Annotated in this window: 23 protein-coding genes; 9 read left to right on the top strand and 14 right to left on the bottom strand. The window is 70.2% G+C overall.

Going from position 1 to position 26,741, the window contains the following annotated elements; translation table 11 throughout:
• Positions 1–23 precede the first annotated feature (23 nt).
• The 6 genes from ABZT04_RS32065 to ABZT04_RS32040 all read right to left on the bottom strand — a co-directional run bounded on the left by ABZT04_RS32065 (position 24) and on the right by ABZT04_RS32040 (position 6,178).
• The gene (locus ABZT04_RS32065; RefSeq protein ID WP_356060470.1) at positions 24–938 is read right to left on the bottom strand and encodes a sugar kinase; all 915 of its coding nucleotides are present in this window, start codon (positions 936–938) and stop codon (positions 24–26) included.
• Complete coding sequence (locus ABZT04_RS32060) at positions 935–1,843, bottom strand: pseudouridine-5'-phosphate glycosidase (protein WP_356060469.1); 909 nt, start codon at positions 1,841–1,843, stop codon at positions 935–937. The genes ABZT04_RS32065 and ABZT04_RS32060 overlap by 4 nt, the downstream gene beginning before the upstream one ends.
• A gap of 147 nt (positions 1,844–1,990) precedes the next feature.
• A complete protein-coding gene (gene fdhA / locus ABZT04_RS32055; RefSeq protein WP_356060468.1) occupies positions 1,991–3,223 on the bottom strand; it encodes a formaldehyde dehydrogenase, glutathione-independent in 1,233 nt (410 codons plus the stop codon).
• 66 nt (positions 3,224–3,289) lie between these two features.
• Positions 3,290–4,600 (bottom strand): MFS transporter, encoded by a 1,311-nt coding sequence (locus tag ABZT04_RS32050; RefSeq protein ID WP_356060467.1) that lies wholly within the window; start codon positions 4,598–4,600, stop codon positions 3,290–3,292.
• A 102-nt stretch (positions 4,601–4,702) separates the two neighbouring features.
• Positions 4,703–5,257, bottom strand: coding sequence for a methylated-DNA--[protein]-cysteine S-methyltransferase (locus ABZT04_RS32045; protein ID WP_356060466.1), 555 nt, complete (start codon positions 5,255–5,257; stop codon positions 4,703–4,705).
• Between the two features lie 45 nt (positions 5,258–5,302).
• Positions 5,303–6,178 (bottom strand): glycerophosphodiester phosphodiesterase family protein, encoded by an 876-nt coding sequence (locus tag ABZT04_RS32040; protein ID WP_356060465.1) that lies wholly within the window; start codon positions 6,176–6,178, stop codon positions 5,303–5,305.
• 277 nt (positions 6,179–6,455) lie between these two features.
• Between ABZT04_RS32040 and ABZT04_RS32035 the strand changes: the two genes are divergently transcribed.
• From ABZT04_RS32035 to ABZT04_RS32005, 7 genes are all read left to right on the top strand, one after another.
• A complete protein-coding gene (locus ABZT04_RS32035; protein WP_356060464.1) occupies positions 6,456–7,319 on the top strand; it encodes an MHYT domain-containing protein in 864 nt (287 codons plus the stop codon).
• A gap of 40 nt (positions 7,320–7,359) precedes the next feature.
• A complete protein-coding gene (gene uvrB, locus ABZT04_RS32030) occupies positions 7,360–9,498 on the top strand; it encodes an excinuclease ABC subunit UvrB (protein ID WP_356060463.1) in 2,139 nt (712 codons plus the stop codon).
• 158 nt (positions 9,499–9,656) lie between these two features.
• Positions 9,657–10,235, top strand: coding sequence for a TerD family protein (locus ABZT04_RS32025; protein WP_355913051.1), 579 nt, complete (start codon positions 9,657–9,659; stop codon positions 10,233–10,235).
• A gap of 50 nt (positions 10,236–10,285) precedes the next feature.
• Positions 10,286–12,289, top strand: a complete 2,004-nt coding sequence (locus ABZT04_RS32020) for a TerD family protein (RefSeq protein WP_356060462.1) — start codon at positions 10,286–10,288, stop codon at positions 12,287–12,289.
• A 235-nt stretch (positions 12,290–12,524) separates the two neighbouring features.
• A complete protein-coding gene (locus ABZT04_RS32015; RefSeq protein WP_356060461.1) occupies positions 12,525–13,526 on the top strand; it encodes a TerC family protein in 1,002 nt (333 codons plus the stop codon).
• A gap of 128 nt (positions 13,527–13,654) precedes the next feature.
• Positions 13,655–13,969, top strand: a complete 315-nt coding sequence (locus ABZT04_RS32010) for a hypothetical protein (protein ID WP_356060460.1) — start codon at positions 13,655–13,657, stop codon at positions 13,967–13,969.
• A 61-nt stretch (positions 13,970–14,030) separates the two neighbouring features.
• A complete protein-coding gene (locus ABZT04_RS32005) occupies positions 14,031–15,134 on the top strand; it encodes an ionic transporter y4hA (RefSeq protein WP_356060459.1) in 1,104 nt (367 codons plus the stop codon).
• A gap of 5 nt (positions 15,135–15,139) precedes the next feature.
• Here ABZT04_RS32005 and ABZT04_RS32000 read toward each other — a convergent pair whose 3' ends face one another.
• Entirely contained in the window at positions 15,140–16,411 is a 1,272-nt protein-coding gene (locus tag ABZT04_RS32000) for an MFS transporter (protein ID WP_356060458.1), read from the bottom strand.
• A gap of 173 nt (positions 16,412–16,584) precedes the next feature.
• Here ABZT04_RS32000 and aroQ point away from each other — a divergent pair, with 173 nt between their 5' ends.
• Complete coding sequence (gene aroQ, locus ABZT04_RS31995) at positions 16,585–17,058, top strand: type II 3-dehydroquinate dehydratase (RefSeq protein WP_356060457.1); 474 nt, start codon at positions 16,585–16,587, stop codon at positions 17,056–17,058.
• A 39-nt stretch (positions 17,059–17,097) separates the two neighbouring features.
• Here the strand turns inward: aroQ and ABZT04_RS31990 are convergent, their stop codons facing one another.
• From ABZT04_RS31990 to ABZT04_RS31970, 5 genes are all read right to left on the bottom strand, one after another.
• Complete coding sequence (locus ABZT04_RS31990; protein WP_356060456.1) at positions 17,098–17,868, bottom strand: amino acid ABC transporter ATP-binding protein; 771 nt, start codon at positions 17,866–17,868, stop codon at positions 17,098–17,100.
• The gene (locus ABZT04_RS31985; protein ID WP_356060455.1) at positions 17,865–18,782 is read right to left on the bottom strand and encodes an amino acid ABC transporter permease; all 918 of its coding nucleotides are present in this window, start codon (positions 18,780–18,782) and stop codon (positions 17,865–17,867) included. Before ABZT04_RS31985 ends, ABZT04_RS31990 begins: the two co-directional genes overlap by 4 nt.
• Positions 18,779–19,663, bottom strand: coding sequence for an ABC transporter substrate-binding protein (locus ABZT04_RS31980; protein WP_356060454.1), 885 nt, complete (start codon positions 19,661–19,663; stop codon positions 18,779–18,781). Before ABZT04_RS31980 ends, ABZT04_RS31985 begins: the two co-directional genes overlap by 4 nt.
• 324 nt (positions 19,664–19,987) lie before the next feature.
• On the bottom strand, positions 19,988–20,644 hold the full coding sequence (locus ABZT04_RS31975) for an MBL fold metallo-hydrolase (protein WP_356060453.1): 657 nt from the start codon (positions 20,642–20,644) through the stop codon (positions 19,988–19,990).
• A gap of 10 nt (positions 20,645–20,654) precedes the next feature.
• A complete protein-coding gene (locus ABZT04_RS31970) occupies positions 20,655–21,341 on the bottom strand; it encodes a maleylpyruvate isomerase family mycothiol-dependent enzyme (protein ID WP_356060452.1) in 687 nt (228 codons plus the stop codon).
• A 225-nt stretch (positions 21,342–21,566) separates the two neighbouring features.
• Between ABZT04_RS31970 and uvrA the strand changes: the two genes are divergently transcribed.
• Complete coding sequence (uvrA, locus tag ABZT04_RS31965; protein WP_356060451.1) at positions 21,567–24,563, top strand: excinuclease ABC subunit UvrA; 2,997 nt, start codon at positions 21,567–21,569, stop codon at positions 24,561–24,563.
• 75 nt (positions 24,564–24,638) lie between these two features.
• Here the strand turns inward: uvrA and ABZT04_RS31960 are convergent, their stop codons facing one another.
• Entirely contained in the window at positions 24,639–25,550 is a 912-nt protein-coding gene (locus tag ABZT04_RS31960; protein ID WP_356060450.1) for a carbohydrate kinase, read from the bottom strand.
• On the bottom strand, positions 25,547–26,635 hold the full coding sequence (locus ABZT04_RS31955) for a LacI family DNA-binding transcriptional regulator (RefSeq protein WP_356060449.1): 1,089 nt from the start codon (positions 26,633–26,635) through the stop codon (positions 25,547–25,549). The genes ABZT04_RS31960 and ABZT04_RS31955 overlap by 4 nt, the downstream gene beginning before the upstream one ends.
• Positions 26,636–26,741: the final 106 nt, after the last annotated feature.

The raw sequence follows: 26,741 nt of genomic DNA, 5'->3' as shown, positions 1-26,741 counted from the left end.
GCCCGTTCAGGATGTCGACAGTTTCAGCCCTCGACCGGCGGTCGCCCTCCCACCCGTTCCACCGCCCGCGCCCCCGCCCGGCACCCCTCCCGCGCGGCCTCCTCAGGCTCGGCGCCCCTCAGCAGGGTCGCCAGGAACGCGCCCGTGAAGGCGTCGCCGGCGCCCGTGGTGTCCAAGGGAGTGGCCGGCTCGGCCGGCACGCGCGCGTGGACCGTGCCGGAGTGGGCCACGAGGGCTCCCTCGGCGCCCTGCTTGGTGACCACGAGCGGGACATGGCGGCTCAACTTGGCGGCCGCGTCCGCCGGATCGGGCAATCCCGTGAGCAGACACGCCTCGTCACGGCTCGGCAGCAGGACGTCCACCCCCTCGACAAGCCCCAGGAAACGGTCGACACCCAGCTCCACCAGGAACCCCGCCGACGCCGGATCCAGACTCACCGGCACCCCACGCGCGCGTGCCGACTCCACCGCCAGGGCCACCAGCGCCCGGCTCGGCTCGGAGAACAGCAGATACCCCGACAGATGCAGCCGTACGACACCGTCGAGCAGCGCGTCCGACCAGTCGCCGGGATCGAGCCGCAGGGACGCGCCACTGTCGGTGAGGAACGTCCGCTCGGCCGACGCCCCCGTGTCGACCAGACAGATCACCGTCCCGGTCGCCGCCTCCGGATCGACGACGAGACGGGGCCGCACCCCGGCGGCGACCAGCTCCCGCTCGTGCCACGCCGCCGCGTCCGCACCCACGCGGCCGAGCAGCCGTACGTCAGCACAGCCCCAATGAGCCGCCCAGCACGCCACGTTGGCGCCCGCGCCACCCGGCACGGTGCGGATCGCGGCGGTGGTGTCGGTGCCCGGGGCGAGCGGCCCCCGATGCCGGGCGACAACGTCGGTCACGACGTCCCCGACGACCAGGAGCGCGCCGTTCGACTCCGTCGTCACGCTCCGGCCCAGGCCGCCGCGATCCGCCCCGCCAGCCGTACGTTGCCGCGCACGGCCGCCAGGTTGGCGCTGAGCGAGGCACCGTCGGTGTGGTCCACAAGGTAGCCGAGCAGGAACGGCGTGACGGCCTGCCCGGTGATGCCCTCGACCTCGCACGCGTGCAGCGCGTCGGCGAGCACACGCGCGTGCAGCGCGGGGTCCAACTGCTCGTCCTCCGGGACCGGATTGGCGACGATCAGGGCCGACTCCGGGGCGTCGAGCGCGTCCTGCGCCCGCATCACGGCCGCGACCTGCTCCGGGGTCTCCAGCGTCCAGTCCACCGGGTGTCCCGAGTCGGAGAGGTAGAAGCCGGGGAAGCGGTCCGTGCCGTATCCGGCGACCGCCACGCCCAGCGTCTCCAGGCGCTGCAAGGTCGCCGGCACATCCAGGATCGACTTCACGCCCGCGCACACCACCGTGACCCGGGTGGACGCCAGCAGCCCCAGGTCGGCGGACTCGTCCTGCGTCACCGTCCACTCCCGGTGCACCCCGCCGAGCCCGCCGGTCGCGAAGACCCGTACGCCCGCCCGTGCCGCGAGCAGTGCCGTCGCCGACACCGTGGTCGCCCCGCTCGCGCCCGCCGCCACCGCGAGCGGCAGGTCGCGGTGGCCCAGCTTGCGGATCCCGTCCTCGTTGGCGACCCGCTCCAACTGGTCCTTGTCCAGGCCGACATGGGGCCGCCCGTCCAGCACGGCGATCGTCGCCGGTACGGCACCCTCCTGCCGTACGGCCGCCTCCAGTTCCAGCGCGACCTGCAGATTGCGCGGGCGCGGCAGCCCGTGCGCGATGATCGTCGACTCCAGGGCCACCACGGGTCGACGCGCGTCGATCGCCTCGCGTACCTCCTCGGACACCACCAGCACCACGCGCCTCCTATCGTTCGGTCTTCCCTCATCCCTGGCGGGCGTCGTGCCTCGTCAAACCCTCGCGGGCTGTGGGAGACACCACCAGCTTGAGACATGGCGCGAGAAGGGGGGCCACACCCGCGTGGTCCCCCTTCCGGTTCGAAGGCGTCAGACCGGGCTGACGCCCGCCAGCGTCCCGTGCGGATCGAGGACGTACTTGCGGCTGGCGCCCTGGTCGAACTCGGCGTAGCCGCGCGGTGCGTCCTCCAGCGCGATCGGGGTCGCGTTGACCGCCTTCGCGATGTGCACGCGCCCGTGCAGGATCGCCATCATCAGACTCCGGTGGTACGTCATCACCGGGCACTGGCCGGTCGTGAAGTGGTGGCTCTTGGCCCAGCCGAGGCCGAGCCGCACCTTCAGGGTGCCGCTCCTCGCGTCCTCGTCGACCCCACCGGGGTCGGCGGTGACATACAGCCCGGGGATGCCCAGCGCACCGCCCGCGCGCGTGATGCCCATCAGCGAGTTGAGGACGGTCGCCGGCGCCTCCGGGGCGTTCGGGCCGTGCGCCCGTGCCTCGAAGCCGACCGCGTCGACCGCCGCGTCCACCTCGGGCTCGCCGACGATCTCGGCGATCTGCTCGCCGATGTCGCCGCGCGAGACGTCGACGGTCTCGCAGCCGAAACTCCTTGCCTGGCCCAGGCGTTCGGCGTTCAGGTCGCCGACGATGACCACCGCGGCGCCCAGGAGCTGTGCGGAGGCGGCGGCCGCCAGGCCGACCGGTCCGGCCCCGGCGACGTACACCGTGGACCCGACCCCGGCGCCCGCGGTGACCGCGCCGTGGAACCCGGTCGGGAAGATGTCCGACAGCATGGTCAGATCGAGCAGCTTCTCGCGTGCCTCGTCCCGGTCCGGGAACTTCAGCAGGTTGAAGTCCGCGTACGGGACCATGGCGTACTCGGCCTGACCGCCGACCCAGCCGCCCATGTCGACGTAGCCGTAGGCCGCCCCCGGACGGGCCGGGTTGACGTTCAGGCAGATGCCGGTCTTGCGTTCCTTGCAGTTGCGGCACCGCCCGCAGGCGATGTTGAACGGTACGGAGACGATGTCGCCCACGTCGATGAACTCGACGTCCGGACCCCGTTCGACGACCTCTCCGGTGATCTCGTGTCCGAGGACCAGCCCCTCGGGCGCGGTCGTCCGACCGCGCACCATGTGCTGGTCACTGCCGCAGATATTGCTGGCGAGCACCTTCAGGATCACACCGTGGCGGCACTTGCGGCCGACGTTCTCGCGTGCGACTCCTGGCCCGTCCTGCAGTTCAAGCGTCGGGTGGTCGATGGTCCTGACCTCCACCGCTCCCGGCTTGAGATACGCGACTGCCCTGTTTCCGCTTCCACTCATCCGTGATCGCCGTCCCTTCGGCTCGGAGCCCTCGGACGCCAGTGGCTGTGCGCATGACCGAGTCTGCTACCGGCTCGGCCTCCCGGCCACCCTTCGCGGGGCATCCGAGACCGGGGTCTTCCGGGATCGGGTGAACAGCGCCAGCGCGGCCAGGGGTATCAGCAGGCAGGCGGCGGCGAGGTTCAGCCAGCCATAACTCCCCTCCGCGACCACGAGACCGGCCACCGCTCCGCCGATCCCGGCCGAGGTGTTCATGGTGAGGTCGGACAGGCCCTGCGCGGCGGCACGCGCGGGCTGCGGCACCGAGTCCGTGAGCAGCGCCGAGCCGGAGACGAGCCCCGCCGACCAGCCCAGGCCCAGCACGAACAGCCCCAGCGCGATCTGCCCATGGCTTCCGCCCGCCGTACCGGCGAGGAACACGGCCAAGGCCAGCAACCCCACCGCCAGCCCTATCCCCGACAGCCTTCCGACCCGGTCCGACAACCGGCCCATCAGCGGCGAGAACGCGTACATCCCCGCGATGTGCCCGCTGATCACCAGCCCGACCAGATCGATTCTCGCCCCGTGATGGCCCAGTTCGACCGGGGTCATCGCCATCACCGACACCATCGCGGTGTGCACCACGGCCACCGTCACCAGCGCGAGCCGCGCCCGCGGCGAGGCGGCCACCGCGGCGAACCCCGCCCGCAGCGATCGCGCGGCCGGCGACAGGTCCTTGTCCGACGCGAGCGCACGGGCCGTCAACAACGGGTCGGGCCGCAGAAGTACGGCGACCACGACCGCGGCGATCAGGAAGATCCCGCCCGCCCAGAGGAAGGGGCCGGCCGCCGCGGGTATCCCGAGCCCGGAGACACTACGGCCCGCGGGCGCGGCGATGTTGGGTCCGAGGACCGCCCCTATGGTCGTCGCCCACACGACCCGGGAGATGGCCCGCGCCCGCTGCTCCGGCTCGGCCAGATCGGCGGCGGCGAACCGGGACTGCAGATTCGCCGAGGAGGCCGCCCCGAACGCGGCCATGCCGCACAGCAGCAGCGGAAAGCTCCCGACGCTCGCCGCGAGCACCACGACACCGGCTCCCAGCGCCCCGACCAGATAGCCGAGGACCAGGCCGGGACGCCGGCCGCGCGCCGTCATCAGCGCCGCGAACGGCATCGACAGCAGCGCGGTGCCCGTCACGGTCGCCGTGGGCGCCAGCCCGGACAGCGACTCGGTCCCGCTGACCTGCTTGGCCAGTACGGCGGCCAGCGCGATCCCGGTGGCGACACCGAGGCCGCCCAGGATCTGGGTCGCGATCAGCACGGCGGACACCCGGCGCCGCAACGCGGGCAACCGGTCGGCCGTGACGGACAGCGCGGCCCACCCCTCGATGGCGGTCACCGAGCGCCCCCGCTGCCGCCGTTGCCGCACGCGTACGTGAAGCCGGTCCTCACCAGCACAGAGCCCCCCGATCGTTTCCTGTCCGCCCAAGCCCTCAGAACATCAGAACAACGGCTCGGGCAGTACCCCCTCCAGAGCCAGCAGTTGCCGCTTCGTCTCCAGGCCGCCCCCGAAACCGCCGATGCCGCCGTCGCTCTCGACGACCCGGTGGCAGGGCACGACGACCGGCAGCGGATTGGACCCCATCGCCACCCCCACCGCCTGCGCCGCGCGCGGCTGACCGACGCGCCCGGCCAGATCGCCGTAGCCGACCACCGAGCCGTACGGGACGCCGGACGCCAGCTCGCTCAGCACCTGGCGGTTGAAGCCGGAGATCAGGGACCAGTCGAGCGGCAGCTCGAAGTCGCGCCGCGTGCCGGCGAAGTAGGCCTCGATCTGACATATCGCCTCGGCCAGCAGGGGAGAGCCGGGCGACTCCACCGGCTCGGTGCCCAGTCGGGACGCCAGCCGGTCGAGCGTCCTGTCACGCACCGCGTCCGTGGCGTGGAACACGACGTTGACCAGGCCGTCCTGTGTCGCGGCCAGCAGCAGCGGACCGATGTCGGTACCGACGACGGTCCACACGACCCGCTGCTCGTTCTGCCCAAGGCTGTCCATGCGCCCACCGTACGACCCGGCACTGACAACGCCCCGCGAGCGGCCTCAGAACCCGTTCAGCGCGGACCGCACCACGTCCGGTCTGTTGGTGATGAGGCCGTCGACTCCGTATCCGGCGACCTTCCAGGCGGTGGGCGCGTCGTCGACGGTCCAGGCGTACACCTCCATCGGACGGTCGTGGGGGCCCGTGAACCCGTGCACCGCGGAGACGTAGCCGGCGGAGATCGAGCCGTACGACGGGTTGATCAGGTCGGTGTAGGCGGCGTACTCGTGCAGGGCGGACAGGGGAGGCGTGCCGAGGAAACCGGTCCTGATGCCGGGCTTGAGATCGTGCACGATCCGGATGCTGTCCGCGCTGAAGCTCTGCACGATCAGCCGGCGGTCGAGGTGCGACGTGTCCAACCAGCCCTCGTTGCCCAGGAGCTTGAGGGTCTGCTGCTCGATGCCGGGGTACAGCTCCGGGTTCTTGATCTCCAGGAGCAGGCTCTGGTGGTTGTGCTCCACCTCGCGCATGTACTGCGTGAGGGTGGGCACGCGTGTGCCCGTGTACGTGGGACCGAACCAGCTCCCCGCGTCGAGGCGCGCGATCTCGGCGGCGGTGAAGTCCTTCACCTTCCAGGGGGCCCGATGGGGGAACACCTCTTCGACATCGGTGGTGCGTTGGAGGCTGTCGTCGTGGATGACGACGAGTTCGCCGTCCTTGGTGCGCTGGACGTCGTTCTCGACCCACTGGAAGCCGAGCCGGGCCGCCTTGTCGATGGAGGCCAGAGTGTTCTCGGGGGCGTACGCGGACGCACCGCGATGGGCGACGATCGCGGGCCACTGGGCGGCGTCACCGGCCCGGGCGGCAGGGGAGGGGAGCAGAAGGGCGGCGGCCCCCAGGAGCGCGGTGGTCGAGGCGGCGACTGCGCGCAGGTGCATGCGTACTCCTCGCATCGGGCGATGACATACAGCTCAAGAGTGGCAGCGGAACGTATCTGCCTGTGGGTACAGGATGGACACAGAATGAATGGAGTTGCCGAAGTCCGCTCACCGATGCCGCACATGTGGGGCAGGGCCGTGTTTCTTTGCCGGAAAATCGTTCGACCATTCCGGTGCGGGTCATACTCTCTGCGTCGACCCTGACCGTTCCCGCGGTCCTGGGGCTGGGCGCGTTTCAGGAATTCCGGGACAGAACAGGGCGGAAGGGTAACTGCGCATGCAGGGCACGGTCGACGGATTCAGCTACGGACTCGTCACACCGCTGGTGGCCTATCTCATGGCGTGCCTCGGCGGTGCCCTCGGCCTGCGCTGCACCACCAGATCGATGCTCGTGGCCCAGTCCTGGCGCCCCGGATGGCTCGCCCTCGGTTCGGCCGCGATCGGTTCCGGCATATGGACGATGCACTTCATCGCGATGATGGGCTTCTCGGTCCGGCAGACACCGATCCACTACGACAAACCGATGACCTTCGCGAGCCTCGCCGTCGCCATCGTCATGGTGGGCGTCGGGATCTTCATCGTCGGCTACCGGGGAGCCAAGGGGGCGGCGCTGTTCACCGGCGGCACCCTCACCGGCCTGGGCATCGCCTCGATGCACTACCTGGGCATGGCCGGGATGCGCCTCAACGGAAAGCTCGAATACAACACCTTCACCGTCGGCGCCTCCGTCGTCATAGCGGTCGTGGCCGCGATCAGCGCCCTGTGGGCGGCCGGACAGGTCCGCGGCATCCTGTGGAGCGTGGGCGCGAGCCTCGTCATGGGGCTCGCCGTCACCGGCATGCACTACACCGGCATGGCCGCCCTCACCGTCCACGTCCACGGCGCGGCCGCGACCACCGACGGGGTGTCCGCCGCATCACTGCTCGCGCCCATGCTGATCGGTCCGCTCGCCTTCCTCTGCCTTGCCGGGGTCGTCGTGCTGTTCGACCCGATGATGGTCATGGGGAAGCCCGTCCTGCCCCCCGTCGAGCACAAGCCCGGCGTTCCGGCCGGCGCTGTGGTCCCGCACCCCCGGCGCGTCCAGGTCCGCCCCGGCCGCGAGCTGGGCCACCGCCGCTCCCGCACCCCGCAGAACCGCTGATCCGACCCCGTTGTCAGTGGCGAGTCGTACGGTTGGTTCCATGCGGCCCGTTTCCCACATCGAACGCACGGTGGCGCCCTTCGAGGTCGTCAGCCCCTACCAGCCCAGCGGCGACCAGCCGGCGGCCATCGCCGAGCTGGCCCGACGCGTCGAGGCAGGTGAGAAGGACGTCGTCCTGCTGGGCGCGACCGGCACCGGCAAGTCCGCGACCACCGCGTGGATGATCGAGAAGCTCCAGCGCCCCACCCTGGTGATGGCGCCGAACAAGACCCTGGCCGCCCAGTTGGCCAACGAGTTCCGCGAGCTCCTGCCGAACAACGCGGTCGAGTACTTCGTCTCGTACTACGACTACTACCAGCCCGAGGCCTACGTCCCGCAGTCGGACACCTACATCGAGAAGGACTCCTCGGTCAACGAGGAGGTCGAGCGCCTGCGCCACTCCGCGACCAACTCGCTGCTCACCCGCCGCGACGTCATCGTGGTCGCCTCGGTCTCCTGCATCTACGGCCTCGGTACTCCCCAGGAGTACGTGGACCGCATGGTCCCCCTCAAGGTCGGCGACGAGATCGACCGCGACCAACTGCTGCGCCGCTTCGTGGACATCCAGTACACGCGCAACGACGTGGCCTTCACCCGAGGCACCTTCCGCGTCCGCGGCGACACCATCGAGATCTTCCCGGTCTACGAGGAACTGGCCGTCCGCATCGAGATGTTCGGCGACGAGATCGAGGCCCTCTCCACCCTCCATCCGCTCACAGGCGAGATCATCAGCGAGGACGAGCACCTCTACGTCTTCCCGGCCTCCCACTACATCGCGGGCCCCGAACGCATGGAGCGGGCGGTCAACGACATCGAGAAGGAACTCGGCGAGCGACTGGCCGAGATGGAGAAGCAGGGCAAGCTCCTGGAGGCCCAGCGCCTGCGGATGCGGACCACGTACGACCTGGAGATGCTCCGCCAGATCGGGTCCTGCTCCGGCGTGGAGAACTACTCGATGCACTTCGACGGCCGCGAGCCCGGCTCCGCGCCGAACACCTTGATCGACTACTTCCCCGAGGACTTCCTCCTCGTCATCGACGAGTCCCACAACACGGTCCCGCAGATCGGCGCGATGTACGAGGGCGACGCCTCCCGCAAGCGCACCCTCGTCGACCACGGCTTCCGGCTGCCCTCCGCCCTGGACAACCGCCCCCTGAAGTGGGAGGAGTTCCAGAAGCGCATCGGACAGACGGTCTACCTGTCGGCGACCCCGGGCAAGTACGAGCTGTCGCGCGCGGACGGCGCCGTCGAGCAGATCATCCGCCCCACCGGCCTCATCGACCCCGAGGTCGTCGTCAAGCCCACCGAGGGCCAGATCGACGACCTGGTGCACGAGATCCGCAAGCGCACCGAGAAGGACGAGCGGGTCCTGGTCACCACGCTCACCAAGAAGATGGCCGAGGACCTCACGGACTACTTCCTGGAACTCGGCATCCAGGTCCGCTACCTGCACAGCGACGTCGACACCCTGCGCCGCATCGAGCTGCTGCGCGAGCTGCGCTCCGGCGAGTTCGACGTCCTGGTCGGCATCAACCTCCTCCGCGAGGGCCTCGACCTCCCCGAGGTGTCCCTGGTCGCCATCCTCGACGCCGACAAGGAGGGCTTCCTGCGCTCCGGCACCTCCCTGATCCAGACCATCGGCCGCGCGGCGCGCAATGTCTCCGGTCAGGTCCACATGTACGCCGACAAGATCACCCCGGCGATGGAGAAGGCCATCGAGGAGACCAACCGCCGTAGGGAGAAGCAGGTCGCGTACAACACGGCGAACGGCATCGACCCCCAGCCGCTCCGCAAGAAGATCAACGACATCGTGGCGCAGATCGCCCGCGAGGACGTCGACACGGAGCAACTCCTCGGCTCCGGCTACCGCAAGGCCAAGGACGGCAAGGGCGCCAAGGCCCCCGTGCCCGCGCTCGGCGGCAAGGCCGCGAAGAGCGCCAAGTCCGCGAAGGGGAAGGCCGGCGACGGGGTGCCTACCGACCGCCCCGCGGCCGAACTCGCCGAGCAGATCGAGGAGATGACGGAGCGCATGCGCGCCGCCGCCGCGGATCTCCAGTTCGAGGTCGCGGCCCGACTGCGCGACGAGGTCCACGAGATGAAGAAGGAACTGCGGCAGATGAAGGAGGCGGGCCTGGCCTGACCGCCCGGGTGGACCGCTGGACCTCGGGGTATGCGCTCTGTGTTGCAAGACCGACACAAAGTCCGATGCGGGGTTCGGCACTGTCAGTGGCGCTGCGTAGGGTTCTGGACATCCGCGGATTCCGCGGCAACAGGGGACAGTCCGAGAGGGGAACAGCCGTGACCGTCAACATGACCAAGGGTCAGGCCATCAGTCTGCAGAAGAACGACGGGGCCAGCCTGACCGCGGTGCGCATGGGTCTCGGTTGGCAGGCGGCTCCTCGGCGTGGGCTGTTCGGTTCACGCACCCGGGAGATCGACCTCGACGCGTCGGCCGTGCTGTTCGCCGACAAGCAGCCGGTCGACGTGGTGTTCTTCCGCCACCTGGTGAGCGACGACGGCTCGGTGCGCCACACCGGTGACAACCTCGTCGGCGGTGTCGGCCAGGGCGGGGACGACGAGGCCATCCTCGTCGACCTCGCGCGCGTGCCGGTCCACATCGACCAGATCGTCTTCACCGTGAACTCCTTCACGGGCCAGACCTTCCAGGAAGTGCAGAACGCGTTCTGCCGCCTGGTCGACGAGACCAACGGCCAGGAGCTGGCCCGCTACACGCTGGCGGGCGGCGGCCAGTACACGGCCCAGATCATGGCGAAGGTGCACCGCTCCGGCCCCGGCTGGACGCTGACGGCCCTCGGCACACCGACCAACGGCCGCACCTTCCAGGACCTGATGCCGGCGATCCTGCCGCACCTCTAGAGCGGCCCGGCGCACACGACACGACACGGCTGAGCAGGGGGACGAGAGCGATGGCGGCCGAGCTGGTGCGAGGGCAGAACCACCCGCTCTCCCAAGTGCGTCTGGAGATCCGGGTCGCGGCCGGCCGGCCGGTCGTGGCCGCCGCCACGCTCGGCGACGAGCAGGGCAGGATCCACGGCGTCGAGTGGGTGGCCCACCCGGGCACGCCCACCCTGCCCGGCCTGGAGGTCTCCAAACAGGCCGCCGCCGACCACCGCCTCGCGGTCGACCTGGGCGCCATGCCCGAGGCCGTGCACCGTGTCAGCGTGCTGCTCGCCCTGCCACCGGGCGCCGACGGCCCCGCCCGCTTCGGTGCCGTGGCCGCGCCCTTCGTGGCGGTCACCGGCCTCGACGGCAGCGAGGTCGCCAGCTACACGATCACCGGCCTCGACACCGAATCGGCGGTCGTGGCACTGGAGTTGTACCGCAGGCAGGGCGCCTGGAAAGTGCGCGCCGTGGGCCAGGGCTACGCGGGCGGCCTCGCCGAACTCCTCACCGACCAGGGCCTGCCCGAGGCGCCGCACCTGGCGGGCCGTATCAATGAAGCGGTGGCCCAGGGCCTGGCACGCTCCGTGGCGGCACCCCCACCGCGCACCCCGGACGGCGACCGCACCCGCCAGGCGGCCACACCGGCCCTCGGCCCCGACGCGAGCGGTCCTACGACACAGGGCGCCTCCGGTGTCGTAGCGCCGCAGCCGACGTCTCCGTACGGTGCGCAGCCGCAGTCCGGACATCCCGGTTCCGCCGCGCCCGCGGACCCCACCGCCACCCAGCCCGCCACTCCTGCCACCGGCAGCCCGATCGACTACAGCCACCCGCGCCGGCAGGTCGGGGCGCCCCCGTCGCCGCCGCCGACCGCGCCCCCGGCTCCGCCCGGAGAGCCCGCGCGGCCCGTCGCCGGTGACGCCACCGGGTGGTCGATGGAGGAGCGGCTCTACAACCAGGTGTGGGGCATGTTCGAGGACCTGGCGCGCACGATGGCCGCGTACCGCAGTGCGGTCGACTTCGCGGACTCGCGCATGGAGAAGGAGCTCGACCAGGCGCTCTCCGACCCGCGCAGCCGGCTCGGCGGCCAGGGCGACGCCGCCCGCGAGGCGGCCCAGGCCAAGCACGCCCAACTCGTCGACCAGGCACGGGCGGCCCTCGACCGGGACCTCGCCCAGCTCGCCGCCGAGTCCGAGGTGGTGGAGCCCGCGCTCCCACCGGCGTTCGCCGGCTGGGACAACCCCGTCTGGCACGGCTACCGCGTCCCGATGGAGATCCCCATGGCCCTGCGCCTCGGCGACCTCCATCTCCCGGAGAGTCCCGAGCTGCGCATCCCGATGCTGGTCCGGCTGCCGTTGGAGCGCGGCCTGTGGATCGACAGCGGTGACGGGGAGTCCCTCGACGGCTCCTTCGCCGACTCCCACGAGCTGAGGCGCCTCGCGCTGGACACGGCCGTGGCGCACGCGGCCCGGCTGCTCGCCGTCTACCCGGCGGGCGAGTTCACCGTGCACGTCATCGACCCGGCCGGTTCGGCGGCGCAGGCGCTGGTCCCGCTGGTGCACACAGGGGTGCTCGCGACGCCGCCCGCCATGGGGGCCGCCGGTGTGGCGGACGTGCTGGCACGGCTCACCCAGCGGGTCGACCTGGTGCAGATGGCGGTGCGCGGCGGAGCCGCCGACGCACTGCCGCCCGGCCTCGACACCGCCGAGCAACTGCTGATCGTCAACGACTTCCCGCACGGCTTCGACGACCGGGCCGTGACCCAGCTCCGCTATCTCGCGGACGAGGGCCCGTCCGTCGGCGTCCATCTGATGATGGTCGCGGACCGTGAGGACGCGGCGGGCTACGGCCCGTTGCTCGACCCGCTGTGGCGTTCGCTGATGCGACTCACCCCGCTGCCCGACGACCACCTCGCTGACCCCTGGGTCGGGCACGCCTGGACCTACGAGCCCTCGCGCGTGCCGCCCGGCAGCCAGGTGCTGCGGCAGGTGCTGACCGAGGTCGCGACCGCTCGCACCAGGTATCGGTAAAGCCCCCACCACCTGGGCTTTTGTCTTTCTTTTGCCCATCCCTTTACCTTTCCTTGGTGATTGGGGTAGGCTTTTCCGTACGGAGGGGAGTACTCCCTATCTGCTGCGGCGTACCCGTCAATACGGATCAGGCCAGATCCCGGGGCGTCGGCCCTGGGCGCCCGTCCAAGGTGGAAGAGACCTCCGGTAGCGACGACGCTGACCATTTGCCGTTAATACCGCCGGAGGAGCAGTAGTGGATGTTTCCGTGACCCTGTGGGTCCTGACCATCGTGGGGCTGGCCGCCCTCATCGCGGTCGACTTCTTCATCGGCCGCAAGCCGCATGACGTGTCGATCAAGGAAGCCGGAATCTGGACGATCGTCTGGATCGCCCTGGCCGGACTCTTCGGACTCGGCCTGCTCGTCTTCGGCGGCGGCCAGGCCGGCGGCGAGTTCTTCGCCGGCTTCATCACCGAGAAGTCGCTGAGCGTCGACAACCTCTTCGTCTTCGTCCTGATCATGGCGAAGTTCGCCGTGCCCTCGCAGTACCAGCAGCGGGTGCTGCTTGTCGGCGTCCTCATAGCCCTGGTCCTGCGGGCCGTCTTCATCGCGGCGGGCGCGGCCGTCCTCGCCAACTTCGCGTGGGTCTTCTACATCTTCGGCGCCTTCCTCATCTGGACCGCCTGGAAGCTCATCCAGGAGGCGCGGGCAGACGAGGAGGACGAGGAGTTCGAGGAGAACAAGCTCCTCAAGGCCGCCGAGCGCCGCTTCGGTGTGGCCGACCGGTACCACGGCACCAAGCTGTGGATCCGGGAGAACGGCAAGCGGGTCATGACCCCGATGCTCGTCGTGATGCTCGCCATCGGTACGACGGACGTGCTGTTCGCCCTCGACTCCATCCCCGCGATCTTCGGCCTGACCCAGGACCCGTACATCGTGTTCACGGCCAACGCCTTCGCCCTGATGGGCCTGCGCCAGCTCTACTTCCTCATCGGCGGCCTGCTGAAGAAGCTGGTCCACCTCAGCTACGGCCTGTCGGTCATCCTCGGCTTCATCGGCGTCAAGCTGGTGCTGCACGCGCTGCACGAGTCCGGGGTGCATGTCCCGGAGATCTCCATCCCGGTCTCGCTGGGCGTGATCTGCGGGGTCCTGATCGTCACCACGATCACCAGCCTGATGGCCAACAAGAAGCAGGCGGCGGCCGAGGCGGCGCGGACGGGGACCGAAGGCGCTCCGAAGGACAGCATCGACGCCTGACCACGCCGGACGTAGGAACGACGAACACCGGGAGCACCGCACGAGGAATTGCCGACCGCCGCTCCCGGTGCTTCGTTGTATACCGGGCGCGCCCGGCCGGGGAGCGCCGAGGCCGGCTGGAGGCATCCATGGACGTATCGAAGAAGTTCGTGCAGATCGTCGACTTCGAGACCGATCGCTTCGACGAGATGCGAGCGGTGGCGGACGAGGCGGACAAGCGCATGGCCGGCCGGACCGGCGGACCGACCCACCGCCTCGTCCTGCGGGACCGGAGCAATCCGGGCCATGTCCTCGTCGTGATCGAGTTCGATTCGTACGAGGACGCCATGCGCAACAGCCAGGACCCGGCCACCACCGAAATGGCCGAGCAGATGGCCGCGTTGTGTACCAGGCCGCCGTCCTTCACCGACTGCGACGTACTGGACATGACCGAGTTCAAGTAGCGCGTGACGGGCTCCGCGGCGCCGGAGTGCGGGGCCCGTACGCCTCTGCGAGGATCGCTTCATGATCGCTCGGCTCAGGTCGCTCACCACCCGGTGGACGACCCTCGTACCGGTGCTCGCGGCGATCCTGCTGATCTTCACCTGGGGGCGGAAGGATCTGCCCGGTGTGGTCGTCGCCCTGGTGACCCTGGTCCTCGCCGGCGCCGTGCTGGCCGCGGTGCACCACGCGGAGGTGATCGCCCACCGCGTCGGAGAACCCTTCGGCTCCCTGGTCCTCGCCGTCGCCGTCACGATCATCGAGGTCGCCCTGATCGTCACCCTGATGGCCGACGGCGGCGACAAGAGCTCGACGCTCGCCAGGGACACCGTCTTCGCCGCCGTCATGATCACCTGCAACGGCATCGTCGGCCTGTGTCTTCTCGTCGCCTCGCTGCGCCACGGCACGGCGGTCTTCAACCCCGAGGGCACCGGCGCCGCCCTCGCCACCGTGGCGACCCTGGCCACCCTCAGCCTGGTCCTGCCGACCTTCACCACCAGCAAGCCCGGCCCGGAGTTCTCCGGCGCCCAGCTCACCTTCGCCGCACTGTCCTCACTCGCCCTGTACGGCCTCTTCGTGGCCACCCAGACCGTGCGGCACCGCGACTACTTCCTGCCGGTCACCCGGCAGGGCCGGGCGATCACCAAGGACCCCCACGCGGACGTGCCCTCCGCGCGCACCGCGCTGATCAGTCTGGGGCTGCTGGGCCTCGCCCTGATCGGCGTGGTCGGGCTGGCCAAGGGGGTGTCGCCGACCATCGAGTCCGGCGTCGAGGCTGCCGGGCTGCACCATGCCGTCGTCGGCGTGATCATCGCGCTGCTCGTCCTGCTCCCCGAGACCATCTCAGCCCTGCGCTCCGCCCGCCGTGACCGGGTGCAGACCAGCCTCAACCTCGCGCTCGGCTCGGCCATGGCCAGCATCGGCCTCACCATCCCCGCGGTCGCCCTGGCGTCCATCTGGCTCTCCGGGCCACTCGTCCTCGGCCTCGGCTCCACCCACATGGTGCTGCTCGCCCTGACCGTGGTGGTCAGCTCGCTGACGGTGGTGCCGGGCCGGGCGACACCGCTCCAGGGCGGGGTCCATCTGGTGCTGTTCGCGGCGTACTTGGAGCTGGCGATCAACCCGTAGCCGTGTCACCCGGCGGCAGGCTCGGGGACCGCCACCCGCGCCGGCCGCGTCTCCGGCAGTAGCGCGAAGCAGCCCAGGCTGCACAGCGCGATCCCCGTCAGATAGACGCCCACACCCCACGGAACCCGCCCGCCGTGCTCCGCGAGCGCCGTCGCCACGATCGGGGTGAGCGCGCCGCCGAGGACCCCGCCGAGGTTGTAGCCGACAGCGGCGCCCGTGCAGCGCACCCGTGGCGCGTACAGCTCCGGCAGATACGCGCCCACTACGGCGAACATCGTCACGAACGCGAGCAGCGCCCCGAGGAACCCGAGGAACATCAGCAGCGGTTCGCCCGTCGCGAGCAGCGCGACCATCGGGATCATCCACAGCGCGGCGGCCGTGCACCCCAGCAGACACAGCGTCCGGCGTCCGTAGCGGTCGCTCAGCAGCGCCATCAGCGGGGTCAGCGAACCCTTCACCACCACGGCCGCCATGATGCAGACCAGCATGTCGGTACGGCCGACGCCGAGCCGCTCGGTGCCGTAGGCGAGGGACCAGGTCGTCACCGCGTAGAAGATGGCGTAACCCGCCGACAGTGCCCCGGCGGTCAGCAGCACCAGCCGCCAGTGCTCGCGGACGACCTCGGCGAGCGGCACACGCGCGTGGTCGTCGATTTCGAGGAACCGTGGGCTCTCGGCGAGCGACGAACGCAGCCACAGCCCCGCCAGGGCCAGCACCCCGGCGACCCAGAACGGCACCCGCCAGCCCCACTGGGCGAACTGCCCGTCAGTCAGGGTTGCCGACAGCGCCAGCATCACACCGTTGGCCAGCAGGAACCCCACCGCGGGCCCGATCTGCGGAAAACTCGACCACAGCCCGCGCCGCCCGGCGGGCGCGTGCTCGGCTGTCAGGAGCACGGCCCCGCCCCACTCCCCGCCGAGCCCCAGCCCCTGCAGAAAGCGCAGCAGCAGAAGAAGCAGGGGAGCGGCCACCCCGATCGAGCCGTACGACGGTACGCAGCCGACGGCGACGGTCGAGGCGCCGGTCAACAGCAGCGAGGCGACGAGGACCGGCCGCCGTCCGCGCCGGTCCCCGAAGTGTCCGAACAGCACCGAGCCCAAGGGCCGCGCCAGGAAGCCCACACCGAACGTCCCGAAGGCGGCCAGTGTCCCCGCCACCGGCGAGAACGTCGGGAAGAAAAGCGGGCCGAGGACCAGGGCCGCCGCAGTGCCGTAGACGAAGAAGTCGTAGAACTCGATCGCGGTCCCGGCGAGCGAGGCGGTCGCGAGGCGGAGCATGGACGGGGTGTTTACGGTGCGTGCATCGTGCATGCCGCGTCAACTACCCACGGTGAGCAACGGTTACGGGGGCGCGCGGTGGTGCGGAGACGGCGTGATAGACCGGAGCCGAGCAGCGGCCGTCGACCGACGGTCACGCCTCGAACGACATGTCCGAACGGACCGGAGGAATCGTGCCCCGCACCCTGGCCAACGCCCCGATCATGATCCTCAACGGCCCCAACCTGAACCTCTTGGGACAGCGCCAGCCGGAGATCTACGGCTCCGACACACTCGCCGACGTCGAGGCCCTGTGCGTCAAGGCGGCGGCCGCGCACGGCGGCACGGTGGACTTCCGGCAGTCCAACCACGAGGGCGAACTGGTCGACTGGATCCACGAGGCACGCTCGAACCACTGCGGCATCGTGATCAACCCGGCCGCCTACTCGCACACATCCGTCGCGATCCTGGATGCCCTCAACACCTGTGACGGGCTACCGGTGGTGGAGGTCCACATCTCCAACATCCACCAGCGCGAGACGTTCCGGCACCACTCGTATGTGTCGCTGCGCGCCGACGGCGTCATCGCGGGGTGCGGTGTGCAGGGGTACGTGTTCGGCGTGGAGCGGGTCGCCGGGCTGGCAGGGGCGGGGAAGGCCGACGCGTAAGCACCGGCCTCCAGGCGTACGCCCCTTACAGACCACCCGTTACAGGCGGCCCGCCTCCACGATCCGGCGCAGGAAGCGCCGGGTGCGTTCCTGCTGCGGGTCGCCGAAGATCTGCTGGGCGGTGCCGCGCTCCAGGACGATCCCGCCGTCCAGGAAACAGACCTGGTCGGCGACGTCCCGGGCGAAGCCCATCTCGTGCGTGGCCAGCACCATGGTCATGCCCTCGTCCTTCAAGTCCCGGACCACGGCGAGTACTTCACCGACCAGCTCGGGATCGAGCGCGGCGGTGATCTCGTCGAAGAGCAGCAACCGGGGACGGACGGCCAGCGCGCGCACGATCGCGACCCGCTGCTGCTGCCCGCCACTCAGCCGGTCCGGATACGCGCCCGCCTTGTCCCCGAGCCCGAGCCGCTCCAGCAGCTCGCGCGCGTGTGCCTCGGCCTCCGCGCGGGAGACGCCGTGCACCCGGCGCGGGGCGAGGGTGATGTTCTCCAGGACCGTCATGTGCGGAAACAGGTTGTACGCCTGGAAGACCACGCCGATACGGCGCCGTATCGCGTCCTGGTCGACGCGTGGGTCGGTGATCTCCTCGCCGTCCAGCCAGATCGCGCCGTCGTCGATGTCCTCCAGGAGGTTCGCGCACCGCAGCAGCGTGGACTTGCCGGAACCGGAGGCGCCGATCAGCGCCGTCACGGTGTGCGGCGGGACCTCCAGGTCGACGTCCCGCAGGACGACGGACGGACCGAAGGTCTTGCGGACGGCCTCCATGCGCAGCACGGGAGAGGTGGCGGGGATGTCGGCGGTGCTCATGTCGTGCCTCCCTGGGCGCGCTGCCGGTCCATCCTGGCCGTCACCCAGTCCGTGAAGCGGGTCATCGGGATGGTCAGCGCCACGAAGACGAGTCCCGCGACGATGTACGGGGTGTAGTTCAGGGCGCGCTGCGCGATGATGTCGGACGCCCGTACGGCGTCGATCGCGCCGCCGATCGAGACGAGCCCGGTGTCCTTCTGGAGGGACACCAGATCGTTCAACAAGGGCGGCACCTGCCGGCGTACGGCCTGGGGGAGCACCACGTGCCGCAGCGCCTGCCGGTTGGTCAGGCCGAGCGAACGGGCCGCCGCGCGCTGCGAGGGGTGCACGGACTCGATGCCGGCGCGGAACACCTCGGCGACGTAGGCCGAGTACGTGAGCGTCAGCGCCGCGCCGCCGAGCAGCACGGGGTCGACGGTCACGCCCTGGAGGCGCAGCGCGGGCACTCCGAAGACCACGATCATCAGGTTGATGATGAGCGGCAGCCCGCGGAAGAAGTCCGTGTACGCCGCCGCCAGCACCCGCAGCGGGAAGAACACCGGCCCGCGCAGGGTGCGCGCGATGGCGATCAGCATGCCGAGCGCGAGCACCAGCACACCGCAGATCAGCAGCAGCCGGACGTTGAGCCACAGCCCTTCGAGGACCTTGGGGAACGCCTCGCGCGCGTACCGCCCGTCGAAGAACGTCTCCTTGGTGCGCTCCCAGCCCGGCGCGCTGACCACGACCAGGTACAGGACGACGGCGGTGACCAGGGTCGACACCGCGGCGATCGCGGTCGCGCGACGGGCACGCGCGCGCTTGTGGCGCTCGCGGTCCAGGCGTCGCTGGGAGGGGACGTACGTGTCGCCCCCGCCGGGCATGTCGCCCTTGTCGTCCGCGCTCTCCCGGCCCGACTCGTCCTTCACCACGGTCACTTGAGGACCGGGGCGTCGACGGCGTCGGACAGCCACTGCTTCTCCAGCGCGGCCAGGGTGCCGTCCTTGCGGAGGGCATCGACAGCCGAGGTCACGCACGAGGTGAGGGCGCTGCCCTTGTCGAGGACGAGCCCGAACTGCTCGGGCGTGCCGCCCTGGTTCTCGAACTGTCCGACGATCTTGGCGTTGGTCACCTCGGCGGAGGTGACGTAGAAGGCGGTCGGCAGGTCGGTGACGATCGCGTCGACCTGGCCGTTCTTGAGCGCGGAGATCGCCTGGTCGTTCTTGGAGAACGCGGCCTCGTCCTGTGTCGGCTTCACCACGTCGCTGATGTAGTTGAGGCTCGTGGTGCCCACCTGGGCGCCCAGCTTGAGGCCCTTCAGACCCGCGATGCTCGTCGCCTTGGCGGCCTTGCTGCCCTTGAGCGCGATGACGGCCTGACGCACGTCGTAGTAGCCGGACGAGAAGTCGACGGCCTTCTTGCGCTCGGTACTGATCGACACCTGGTTGATGTCGAAGTCGAAGGTCTTCACGCCGGGAGCGAAGGCCTTGTTGAAGGGGACGCTCTGCCAGGTGACGGCGCTCTTGTCGTAACCGAGCTGCTTCGCCACGGCGTACGCGACCGCCGACTCGAAGCCCTTGCCGTTGGCCGGCTTGTCGTCCTCGAACCAGGGCTCGTACGCCGGTTGGTCCGTCGCGATCGTCAGCTTGCCAGAGGTCTGGGTGGCCAACTTGCCCTTGGCGCAGGTGGTTCCGGTCGATGTGGAGGCCTGGTCGGAAGCCTTGTCCTCCGGTTGCGGAGCACAGCCGACAGCGGTGGCGAGCAGGGCTATGGTGACGGCGGCTATCGCGCGACGCGGTACGCGAGGGGCAAGGTGCATGGCCGGAGAGTGACAGTCGGACGTCGTGATTGTCCAGGTCACAGCCGCGATTGTCCGCATAGTGGGAATAGGTGTTGCGCTCTTGTGAACAGCGCCTGTGAGGCGGTGATTCCACGGCGTTCGCCGGGGCCGCCGGTCGAGGGCGGGGAATGATGGACCGGCGGCCCATCCGCGCGGGAGCCGTCATCCCGCGCGGGGCTGCCTCCAGTTGACCGCGCAACCAGGCGTGCGGGGAGCGAGCGCGGGACACCGGCGCGTGCGAAGCGTTCACACGGGGCGCGCACGACGCGGTTCACGCCGTGCGCGCACTGTTCCGGCGGAATCTCACCACCCGCGCGCGTGCCACTCCGGCAGGTGCGGACGCTCGGCGCCGAGGGTGGTGTCGTTGCCGTGCCCCGGGTAGACCCAGGTCTCGTCCGGGAGCACGTCGAAGATCTTCGTCTCGACGTCGTGGATCAGACTGGCGAACGCCTTCGGGTCCTTCCAGGTGTTGCCCACGCCGCCGGGGAACAGGCAGTCCCCGGTGAACACATGAGGATGCCCATGCGGGTCGTCGTAGACGAGCGCGATCGAGCCCGGCGTGTGGCCCACGAGGTGACGCGCGGTCAGCTCCACCTGTCCGACCCGGATCGTGTCGCCGTCGTCGACCAGGACGTCGGTCGCCACGGGAATGCCGTCGGCGTCCTCCCGCCCCGCGTACGTACGCGCGCGCGTGGCCGCCACGACCTCGGCGAGCGCCTGCCAGTGGTCTCCGTGCTGATGGGTGGTGACGACGGCCGCGATGCCGTCGTCACCGATCGTGCCGAGCAGGGTCTCCGCGTCGTTCGCCGCGTCGATCAGCAACTGCTCGTCCGTGGCCCGGCAGCGCAGCAGATAGGCGTTGTTGTTCATGGGCCCGACCGCGATCTTGGTGATCATCAGGTCCGGCAGCTCATGCACGTCCGCCGGACCACCGACCGTCACCTCTCCGCTGTACGTCATGGTGGTCAGCCTATAGCGGGGGAAGCGTAGGCAAGGCGCCCCCGTCGACCGTCAGCCCCGCCCCGTCACGGCGTCCGCAGAGCCAGCCGAGGAGATCGGCGGGGCCTCCGGTGACGGTGAGTTCGGGTTTCTCGGCGGGGCGGCCCGTGGTCCACGCGTGCGTGCCGTCGGTGAGGTGGGTCGAGGGTACGTCGGGGTGGCCGGTGAAGCGCTCGGCCAGGAAGTCGGTCTCCCGCCGGGTGAACTCCTCCGGCAGGTCCTCCAGCTCGTACCCGATCCCCAGGTCCACGTGATGCAGCTCGACCTCGACCCAGCGCCGGAACGGCACGCGCGAGGCGGTGTCGACGACCCCGTTGCGCAGCTCCACCCGGCGCGACCAGTCCGCGGGGGCGGCGCCCGTCGCCTGGAAGCGGGCCGCGCTCTCGCGCACGTCGGCGAGCTGGACGGCGAGGGGGCGCGGGGCGTCGCGCTCGATGTCCGCGTCCCGGGTGCCCGCCGAGGCGTACATGGGGCGCCCCTCCAGGACGTTCACAAGCGCGTCCGCATTGCGGGCGAGATGGGCGAGGACATGGTTGCGGCTCCAGCCGGGGAGCCGTGACGGCCCGGAGGCCGAGACGTTGTCCAGGGCGGCGGCTGCGGTGAGCACTCGCTCGGTCGCTTCCTGTACAGAGGCCAGGTCATGAGCGTGATCAATCATGCTGCTGACCCTAGTCCCGCCACACCTTTGGGTGAAGGTGGTGAAGCGGTGCCGTAAATCGAATGCGCGTGCTATATCGTCGGCCGTGGCGTCGGGCATGCTGGAAGGCCGGAGGTTGTTATGCCTCGGCCGGGATTCCGACCGGCGTTGTCAGTGGCTCCCCCTAGTCTGGGAATGACGGGGGCCCCGCCCCTGTCACTTCTCTCAAGAAAGGTGCGGACCGGCGTGGCCGACCGTCTCATCGTCCGTGGCGCGCGCGAGCACAATCTGAAGAATGTCTCGCTCGACCTTCCACGCGACTCGCTCATCGTGTTCACGGGCCTGTCCGGGTCGGGCAAGTCCTCCCTGGCCTTCGACACGATCTTCGCCGAGGGCCAGCGGCGCTACGTGGAATCGCTCTCCTCGTACGCCCGCCAGTTCCTCGGCCAGATGGACAAGCCGGACGTCGACTTCATCGAGGGTCTCTCCCCGGCCGTCTCCATCGACCAGAAGTCGACCTCGCGCAACCCGCGCTCGACGGTCGGCACCATCACCGAGGTCTACGACTATCTGCGCCTGCTCTTCGCGCGCATCGGCAAGCCGCACTGCCCGGAATGCGGCCGCCCGATCACGCGCCAGTCGCCGCAGGCCGTCGTCGACAAGGTCCTGGCGCTCCCGGAGGGGAGCCGCTTCCAGGTCCTGTCGCCGCTGGTGCGCGAGCGCAAGGGCGAGTTCGTCGACCTCTTCGCGGACCTCCAGACCAAGGGCTACAGCCGCGCGCGTGTGGACGGCGAGACCATCCAGCTCTCCGAGCCACCCGTCCTGAAGAAGCAGGAGAAGCACACCATCGAGGTGGTCATCGACCGCCTCACGGTGAAGGACTCCGCCAAGCGCCGCCTCACCGACTCCGTGGAGACCGCCCTCGGTCTGTCCGGCGGCATGGTCGTGCTCGACTTCGTCGACCTCCCCGAGGACGACCCCGAGCGCGAGCGCATGTACTCGGAGCACCTGTACTGCCCGTACGACGACCTGTCCTTCGAGGAGCTGGAGCCCCGCTCCTTCTCCTTCAACTCGCCCTTCGGCGCCTGCCCCGAGTGCTCCGGCATCGGCACGCGCATGGAGGTCGACGCCGAGCTGATCGTCCCGGACGAGGACAAGTCCCTCGACGAGGGCGCCATCCACCCGTGGTCGCACGGCCACACCAAGGACTACTTCGGGCGTCTCATCGGCGCCCTCGCGGACGCGCTGGGCTTCCGCACCGACATCCCCTTCGCGGGGCTCCCGCAGCGCGCCAAGAAGGCCCTGCTCTACGGCCACAAGACACAGATCGAGGTCCGGTACCGCAACAGGTACGGCCGCGAGCGTGTCTACACGACGCCCTTCGAAGGCGCCGTCCCCTTCGTCAAGCGCCGGCACGGAGAGGCGGAGAGCGACGCCAGCAGGGAGCGCTTCGAGGGCTATATGCGCGAGGTGCCCTGCCCCACCTGTCACGGCACGCGCCTGAAGCCCGTCGTCCTCGCGGTCACGATCATGGGCAAGTCCATCGCCGAGGTCTCCGGGATGTCCATCAGCGACTGCGCGGAGTTCCTGGGCGGGATGAAGCTCGACGCCCGCGACAAGAAGATCGCCGAGCGCGTGCTGAAGGAGGTCAACGAGAGGCTGCGGTTCCTGGTCGACGTCGGCCTCGACTACCTCTCGCTGAACCGCGCGGCCGGCACTCTCTCCGGCGGCGAGGCCCAGCGCATCCGGCTGGCCACCCAGATCGGCTCCGGACTCGTCGGTGTCCTGTACGTCCTCGACGAGCCGTCCATCGGCCTGCACCAGCGGGACAACCACCGGCTGATCGAGACCCTGGTCCGGCTGCGCGACATGGGCAACACCCTCATCGTCGTCGAGCACGACGAGGACACCATCAAGGTCGCCGACTGGATCGTCGACATCGGCCCCGGCGCGGGCGAGCACGGTGGCAAGGTCGTGCACAGCGGTTCCCTGAAGGAGTTGCTGGCCAACGACGAGTCGATGACCGGTCAGTACCTGTCCGGCAAGAAGGCCATCCCGCTGCCCGACATCCGGCGCCCGCACGACCCCTCCCGCCAGCTCACGGTGCACGGCGCCCGGGAGAACAACCTCCAGGACATCGACGTCTCGTTCCCCCTGGGCGTGTTCACCGCGGTCACCGGTGTCTCCGGCTCCGGCAAGTCGACCCTGGTCAACGACATCCTGTACACGCACCTGGCCCGCGAGCTGAACGGCGCGAGGAACGTACCGGGACGGCACACGCGCGTGGACGGCGACGACCTCGTCGACAAGGTCGTGCACGTCGACCAGTCGCCCATCGGCCGCACCCCCCGGTCCAACCCGGCGACGTACACCGGAGTCTTCGACCACGTCCGCAAGCTGTTCGCCGAGACGACCGAGGCGAAGGTGCGGGGCTATCTGCCCGGCCGCTTCTCCTTCAACGTCAAGGGCGGCCGCTGCGAGAACTGCGCGGGCGACGGCACCATCAAGATCGAGATGAACTTCCTGCCGGACGTGTACGTCCCGTGCGAGGTGTGCCACGGCGCCCGTTACAACCGGGAGACGCTGGACGTCCACTACAAGGGCAAGTCCATCGCCGACGTCCTGAACATGCCGATCGAGGAGGCCACGTCGTTCTTCGAGGCGGTCCCCGGGATCGCCCGGCACCTCAACACCCTCAAGGACGTGGGCCTGGGCTACGTTCGGCTCGGCCAGTCCGCGACCACCCTGTCCGGCGGTGAGGCCCAGCGCGTCAAGCTCGCCAGCGAGCTGCAGCGCCGCTCCACCGGCCGTACGGTCTACGTCCTGGACGAGCCCACCACCGGCCTGCACTTCGAGGACATCAGCAAGCTCCTCACCGTGCTCGGCGGCCTGGTCGACAAGGGCAACACGGTCATCGTCATCGAGCACAACCTCGACGTGATCAAGGTCGCCGACTGGGTCGTCGACATGGGCCCGGAGGGCGGCGCGGGCGGCGGTCTGGTCATCGCCGAGGGCACACCGGAGCAGGTCGCCGCGGTACCGGCCAGCCACACCGGCAAGTTCCTCCGCGAGATCCTCGACGCCGACCGGATCAGCGACGGGGCCCCGGTGAAGGCCCCGCGCAAGACTGCCGCCAAGAAGACAGCGGCGGCCGCGAAGAAGACCGCGGTCGCGAAGAAGACCGCCACACCCGCCAAGAAGGCCACGCCCGCGAAGAAGACGACGCGGGCCCGCAAGGCCTGACCGGAACAGAGGAGCACACGGACACGGCGCCCGCGGGAAACTCCCCGCAGGGCGCCGTATCCGTATCAACGACCGCTACAGACCGCCCAGTTCGGAGGCGTACGGCGGCTCCGCCCCCGCCCGTGAACAGGTGATCGCCGCCGCCCGCGCCGCGAACCGCAGCAGCTCGACCCAGCCGTCACGGCCCAGGCCGGCCATCCCCTCCGGGGACAGGGCGCCCCGCGTGGACAGCCCGTGCAGCAGTGCCGCGTTGACGGTGTCACCGGCGCCGATCGTGTCCACGACCTCGACCTTCTCGCCCGGCACCGGATACACCGTGCCGTCCCGGGTGAACGCGGCGAGCCCGTCACCGCCCTGAGTGATCACGACCGCCGAGGGACCGGCGTCCAGCAACTCGCTCGGGGTGCCGCCCAGCCACAGCGCGTCCTCCTCCGACAGCTTGAGGAGCGACACATACGGCAGCCAGCTCCGGAAGCGCGCCCGGTAGGCGTCCGCGTCCGGGATCAGGCCCGCCCGGATGTTCGGGTCGAGCAGGGTGAACACGCCCCGCGCCGACGCGCTCCGCAGCAACTCCTCGTAGGCGCTCGCCCCCGGCTCCAGGACCAGCGAGCAGGTACCGAAGGACACCGCCTCGGTCTCGGCGGGCAGGGCCGCGGGCATCGAGAAGAGCCGGTCGGCGGTGCCGTCGACGTAGAAGGAGTAGGTGGCCGAGCCGTTCGCGTCGAGCGTGGCGACCGCGAGCGTGGTCGGCTCCGGGCCGCGCTGCACGTCCAGGACGTCCACGTCGGCCTGCCGCAGCCCGGCGAGGAGGGCCTCGCCGAACGCGTCGTAGGAGACCCGGGAGGAGAAGGCGGTGGGGGAGCCGAGGCGGCCGAGGGCGATCGCCGTGTTGTAGGGGCCGCCGCCGAGCGCCGGCTTGAGGGCCGCGAGGGCGCCCGGGCCCTGCGGTACCAGATCGATCAGGGCCTCACCGGCGACGACGATCACGAGACGTTTCCCTTCTTGGACTGATGGAACTCATGGGATGTGTCAGGCTGTTGGGCCTCTTCAGGATTTTCCTGCCGTTCGCGGCAGCCGCAGGACGTGCGGTGGACTAAGGCGCAGGGGAGCCGCAGGAGTTGGGCGGGCCGGTCCGGCGCCGCGAGCCTGTCCAGCAGGAGTCGTACGGCCTCGGCGCCCATCTCCCTGCTGGGCTGGGCGATCGCGGTGAGCCGGGGCTCGAACAGGTCCGCCCAGGCGAAGTCGTCGAAGCAGCAGAGCGCGAGATCGCCGGGGACGGAGAGGCCGCGTTCGCGCAGGGCGCGCAGGGCACCGATGGTCATCGCGTTGTTGGCGGTGACCAGGGCCGTGGGCGGGGCCGCGAGGGACAGCAGGGTCGCGGTGGCCCGCTCGGCGGCGTCCGAGGCGGAGTCGCCGTGCGCCAACAGCCGTTCGTCGTACGGGAGTCCGGCGGCGGCCAGGCCGTGCCGGTATCCGGCGATCCGCTCACGGGTGGTGCTGAGCCCGGGCAGGCCCGCGACGAGGCCGATCCGGCGGTGACCCAGTCCGGCGAGATGAGTGACGAGTTGTGCCGTCGGCTCGATGTTCTCGGCGCACACCTGGTCGAACGGGGACGCCTCGTCAGACCCCCATGTGCGGTCAAGGAACACCGTCGGTACGGAGTGCCGCCTCAGGTAGGCGACAAGGGCGCCCGGGTCCGCCGACGGCGCCACGATCATGCCGTCCACCCGGCGCTCGTGCAGGAGTTGGACGACCTTGCGCTCGTGCTCCGGGTCGTCGTGCGGATCGGCGATGAGCAGGCTGTAGCCGTGCTCCAGGGCGCCGGCCTCGACGCCCTGGAGGATCTCCGTGAAGTACGGGTTGCTGATCGCCGACACCGCGAGCCCGATCGAGCGGGTGCGGGACGTCACCAGGGAGCGGGCGAGGGTGTTGGGGGTGTAACCCAGTTCCTCGATCGCGGTCAGTACGGCCTGCCGGGTGGCGGGCAGCACCGGACGGGTGTCGTTCAGAACGTGCGAGACGGTCGCGACGGACACACCGGCGCTCCGTGCGACGTCGGCCATGGTGGCCATCGCGGGTTTCCCTCCCCGAGCCGTGGTGGGCCTTCTGGCCGGGAACGTATCCCATCCGCAGCTCGACGTAAACGCTTGCGCAAGCGTTTACGTACTGTGAGCGCTC

The sequence above is a fragment of the Streptomyces sp. NPDC005492 genome, assembly GCF_040605995.1.
Taxonomy (GTDB): domain Bacteria; phylum Actinomycetota; class Actinomycetes; order Streptomycetales; family Streptomycetaceae; genus Streptomyces.
This window is presented reverse-complemented; position numbering and strand designations above follow the sequence as displayed.

Coding starts and splice junctions, on each gene's coding strand:
- fdhA (WP_356060468.1), bottom strand. CDS start 3,223: ATGAGTGGAAGCGGAAACAGGGCAGTCGCGTATCTCAAGCCGGGAGCG.
- ABZT04_RS32045 (WP_356060466.1), bottom strand. CDS start 5,257: ATGGACAGCCTTGGGCAGAACGAGCAGCGGGTCGTGTGGACCGTCGTC.
- ABZT04_RS32040 (WP_356060465.1), bottom strand. CDS start 6,178: ATGCACCTGCGCGCAGTCGCCGCCTCGACCACCGCGCTCCTGGGGGCC.
- ABZT04_RS32035 (WP_356060464.1), top strand. CDS start 6,456: ATGCAGGGCACGGTCGACGGATTCAGCTACGGACTCGTCACACCGCTG.
- uvrB (WP_356060463.1), top strand. CDS start 7,360: ATGCGGCCCGTTTCCCACATCGAACGCACGGTGGCGCCCTTCGAGGTC.
- ABZT04_RS32020 (WP_356060462.1), top strand. CDS start 10,286: ATGGCGGCCGAGCTGGTGCGAGGGCAGAACCACCCGCTCTCCCAAGTG.
- ABZT04_RS32010 (WP_356060460.1), top strand. CDS start 13,655: ATGGACGTATCGAAGAAGTTCGTGCAGATCGTCGACTTCGAGACCGAT.
- ABZT04_RS32005 (WP_356060459.1), top strand. CDS start 14,031: ATGATCGCTCGGCTCAGGTCGCTCACCACCCGGTGGACGACCCTCGTA.
- ABZT04_RS32000 (WP_356060458.1), bottom strand. CDS start 16,411: ATGCTCCGCCTCGCGACCGCCTCGCTCGCCGGGACCGCGATCGAGTTC.
- ABZT04_RS31990 (WP_356060456.1), bottom strand. CDS start 17,868: ATGAGCACCGCCGACATCCCCGCCACCTCTCCCGTGCTGCGCATGGAG.
- ABZT04_RS31980 (WP_356060454.1), bottom strand. CDS start 19,663: ATGCACCTTGCCCCTCGCGTACCGCGTCGCGCGATAGCCGCCGTCACC.
- ABZT04_RS31975 (WP_356060453.1), bottom strand. CDS start 20,644: ATGACGTACAGCGGAGAGGTGACGGTCGGTGGTCCGGCGGACGTGCAT.
- ABZT04_RS31970 (WP_356060452.1), bottom strand. CDS start 21,341: ATGATTGATCACGCTCATGACCTGGCCTCTGTACAGGAAGCGACCGAG.
- ABZT04_RS31955 (WP_356060449.1), bottom strand. CDS start 26,635: ATGGCCACCATGGCCGACGTCGCACGGAGCGCCGGTGTGTCCGTCGCG.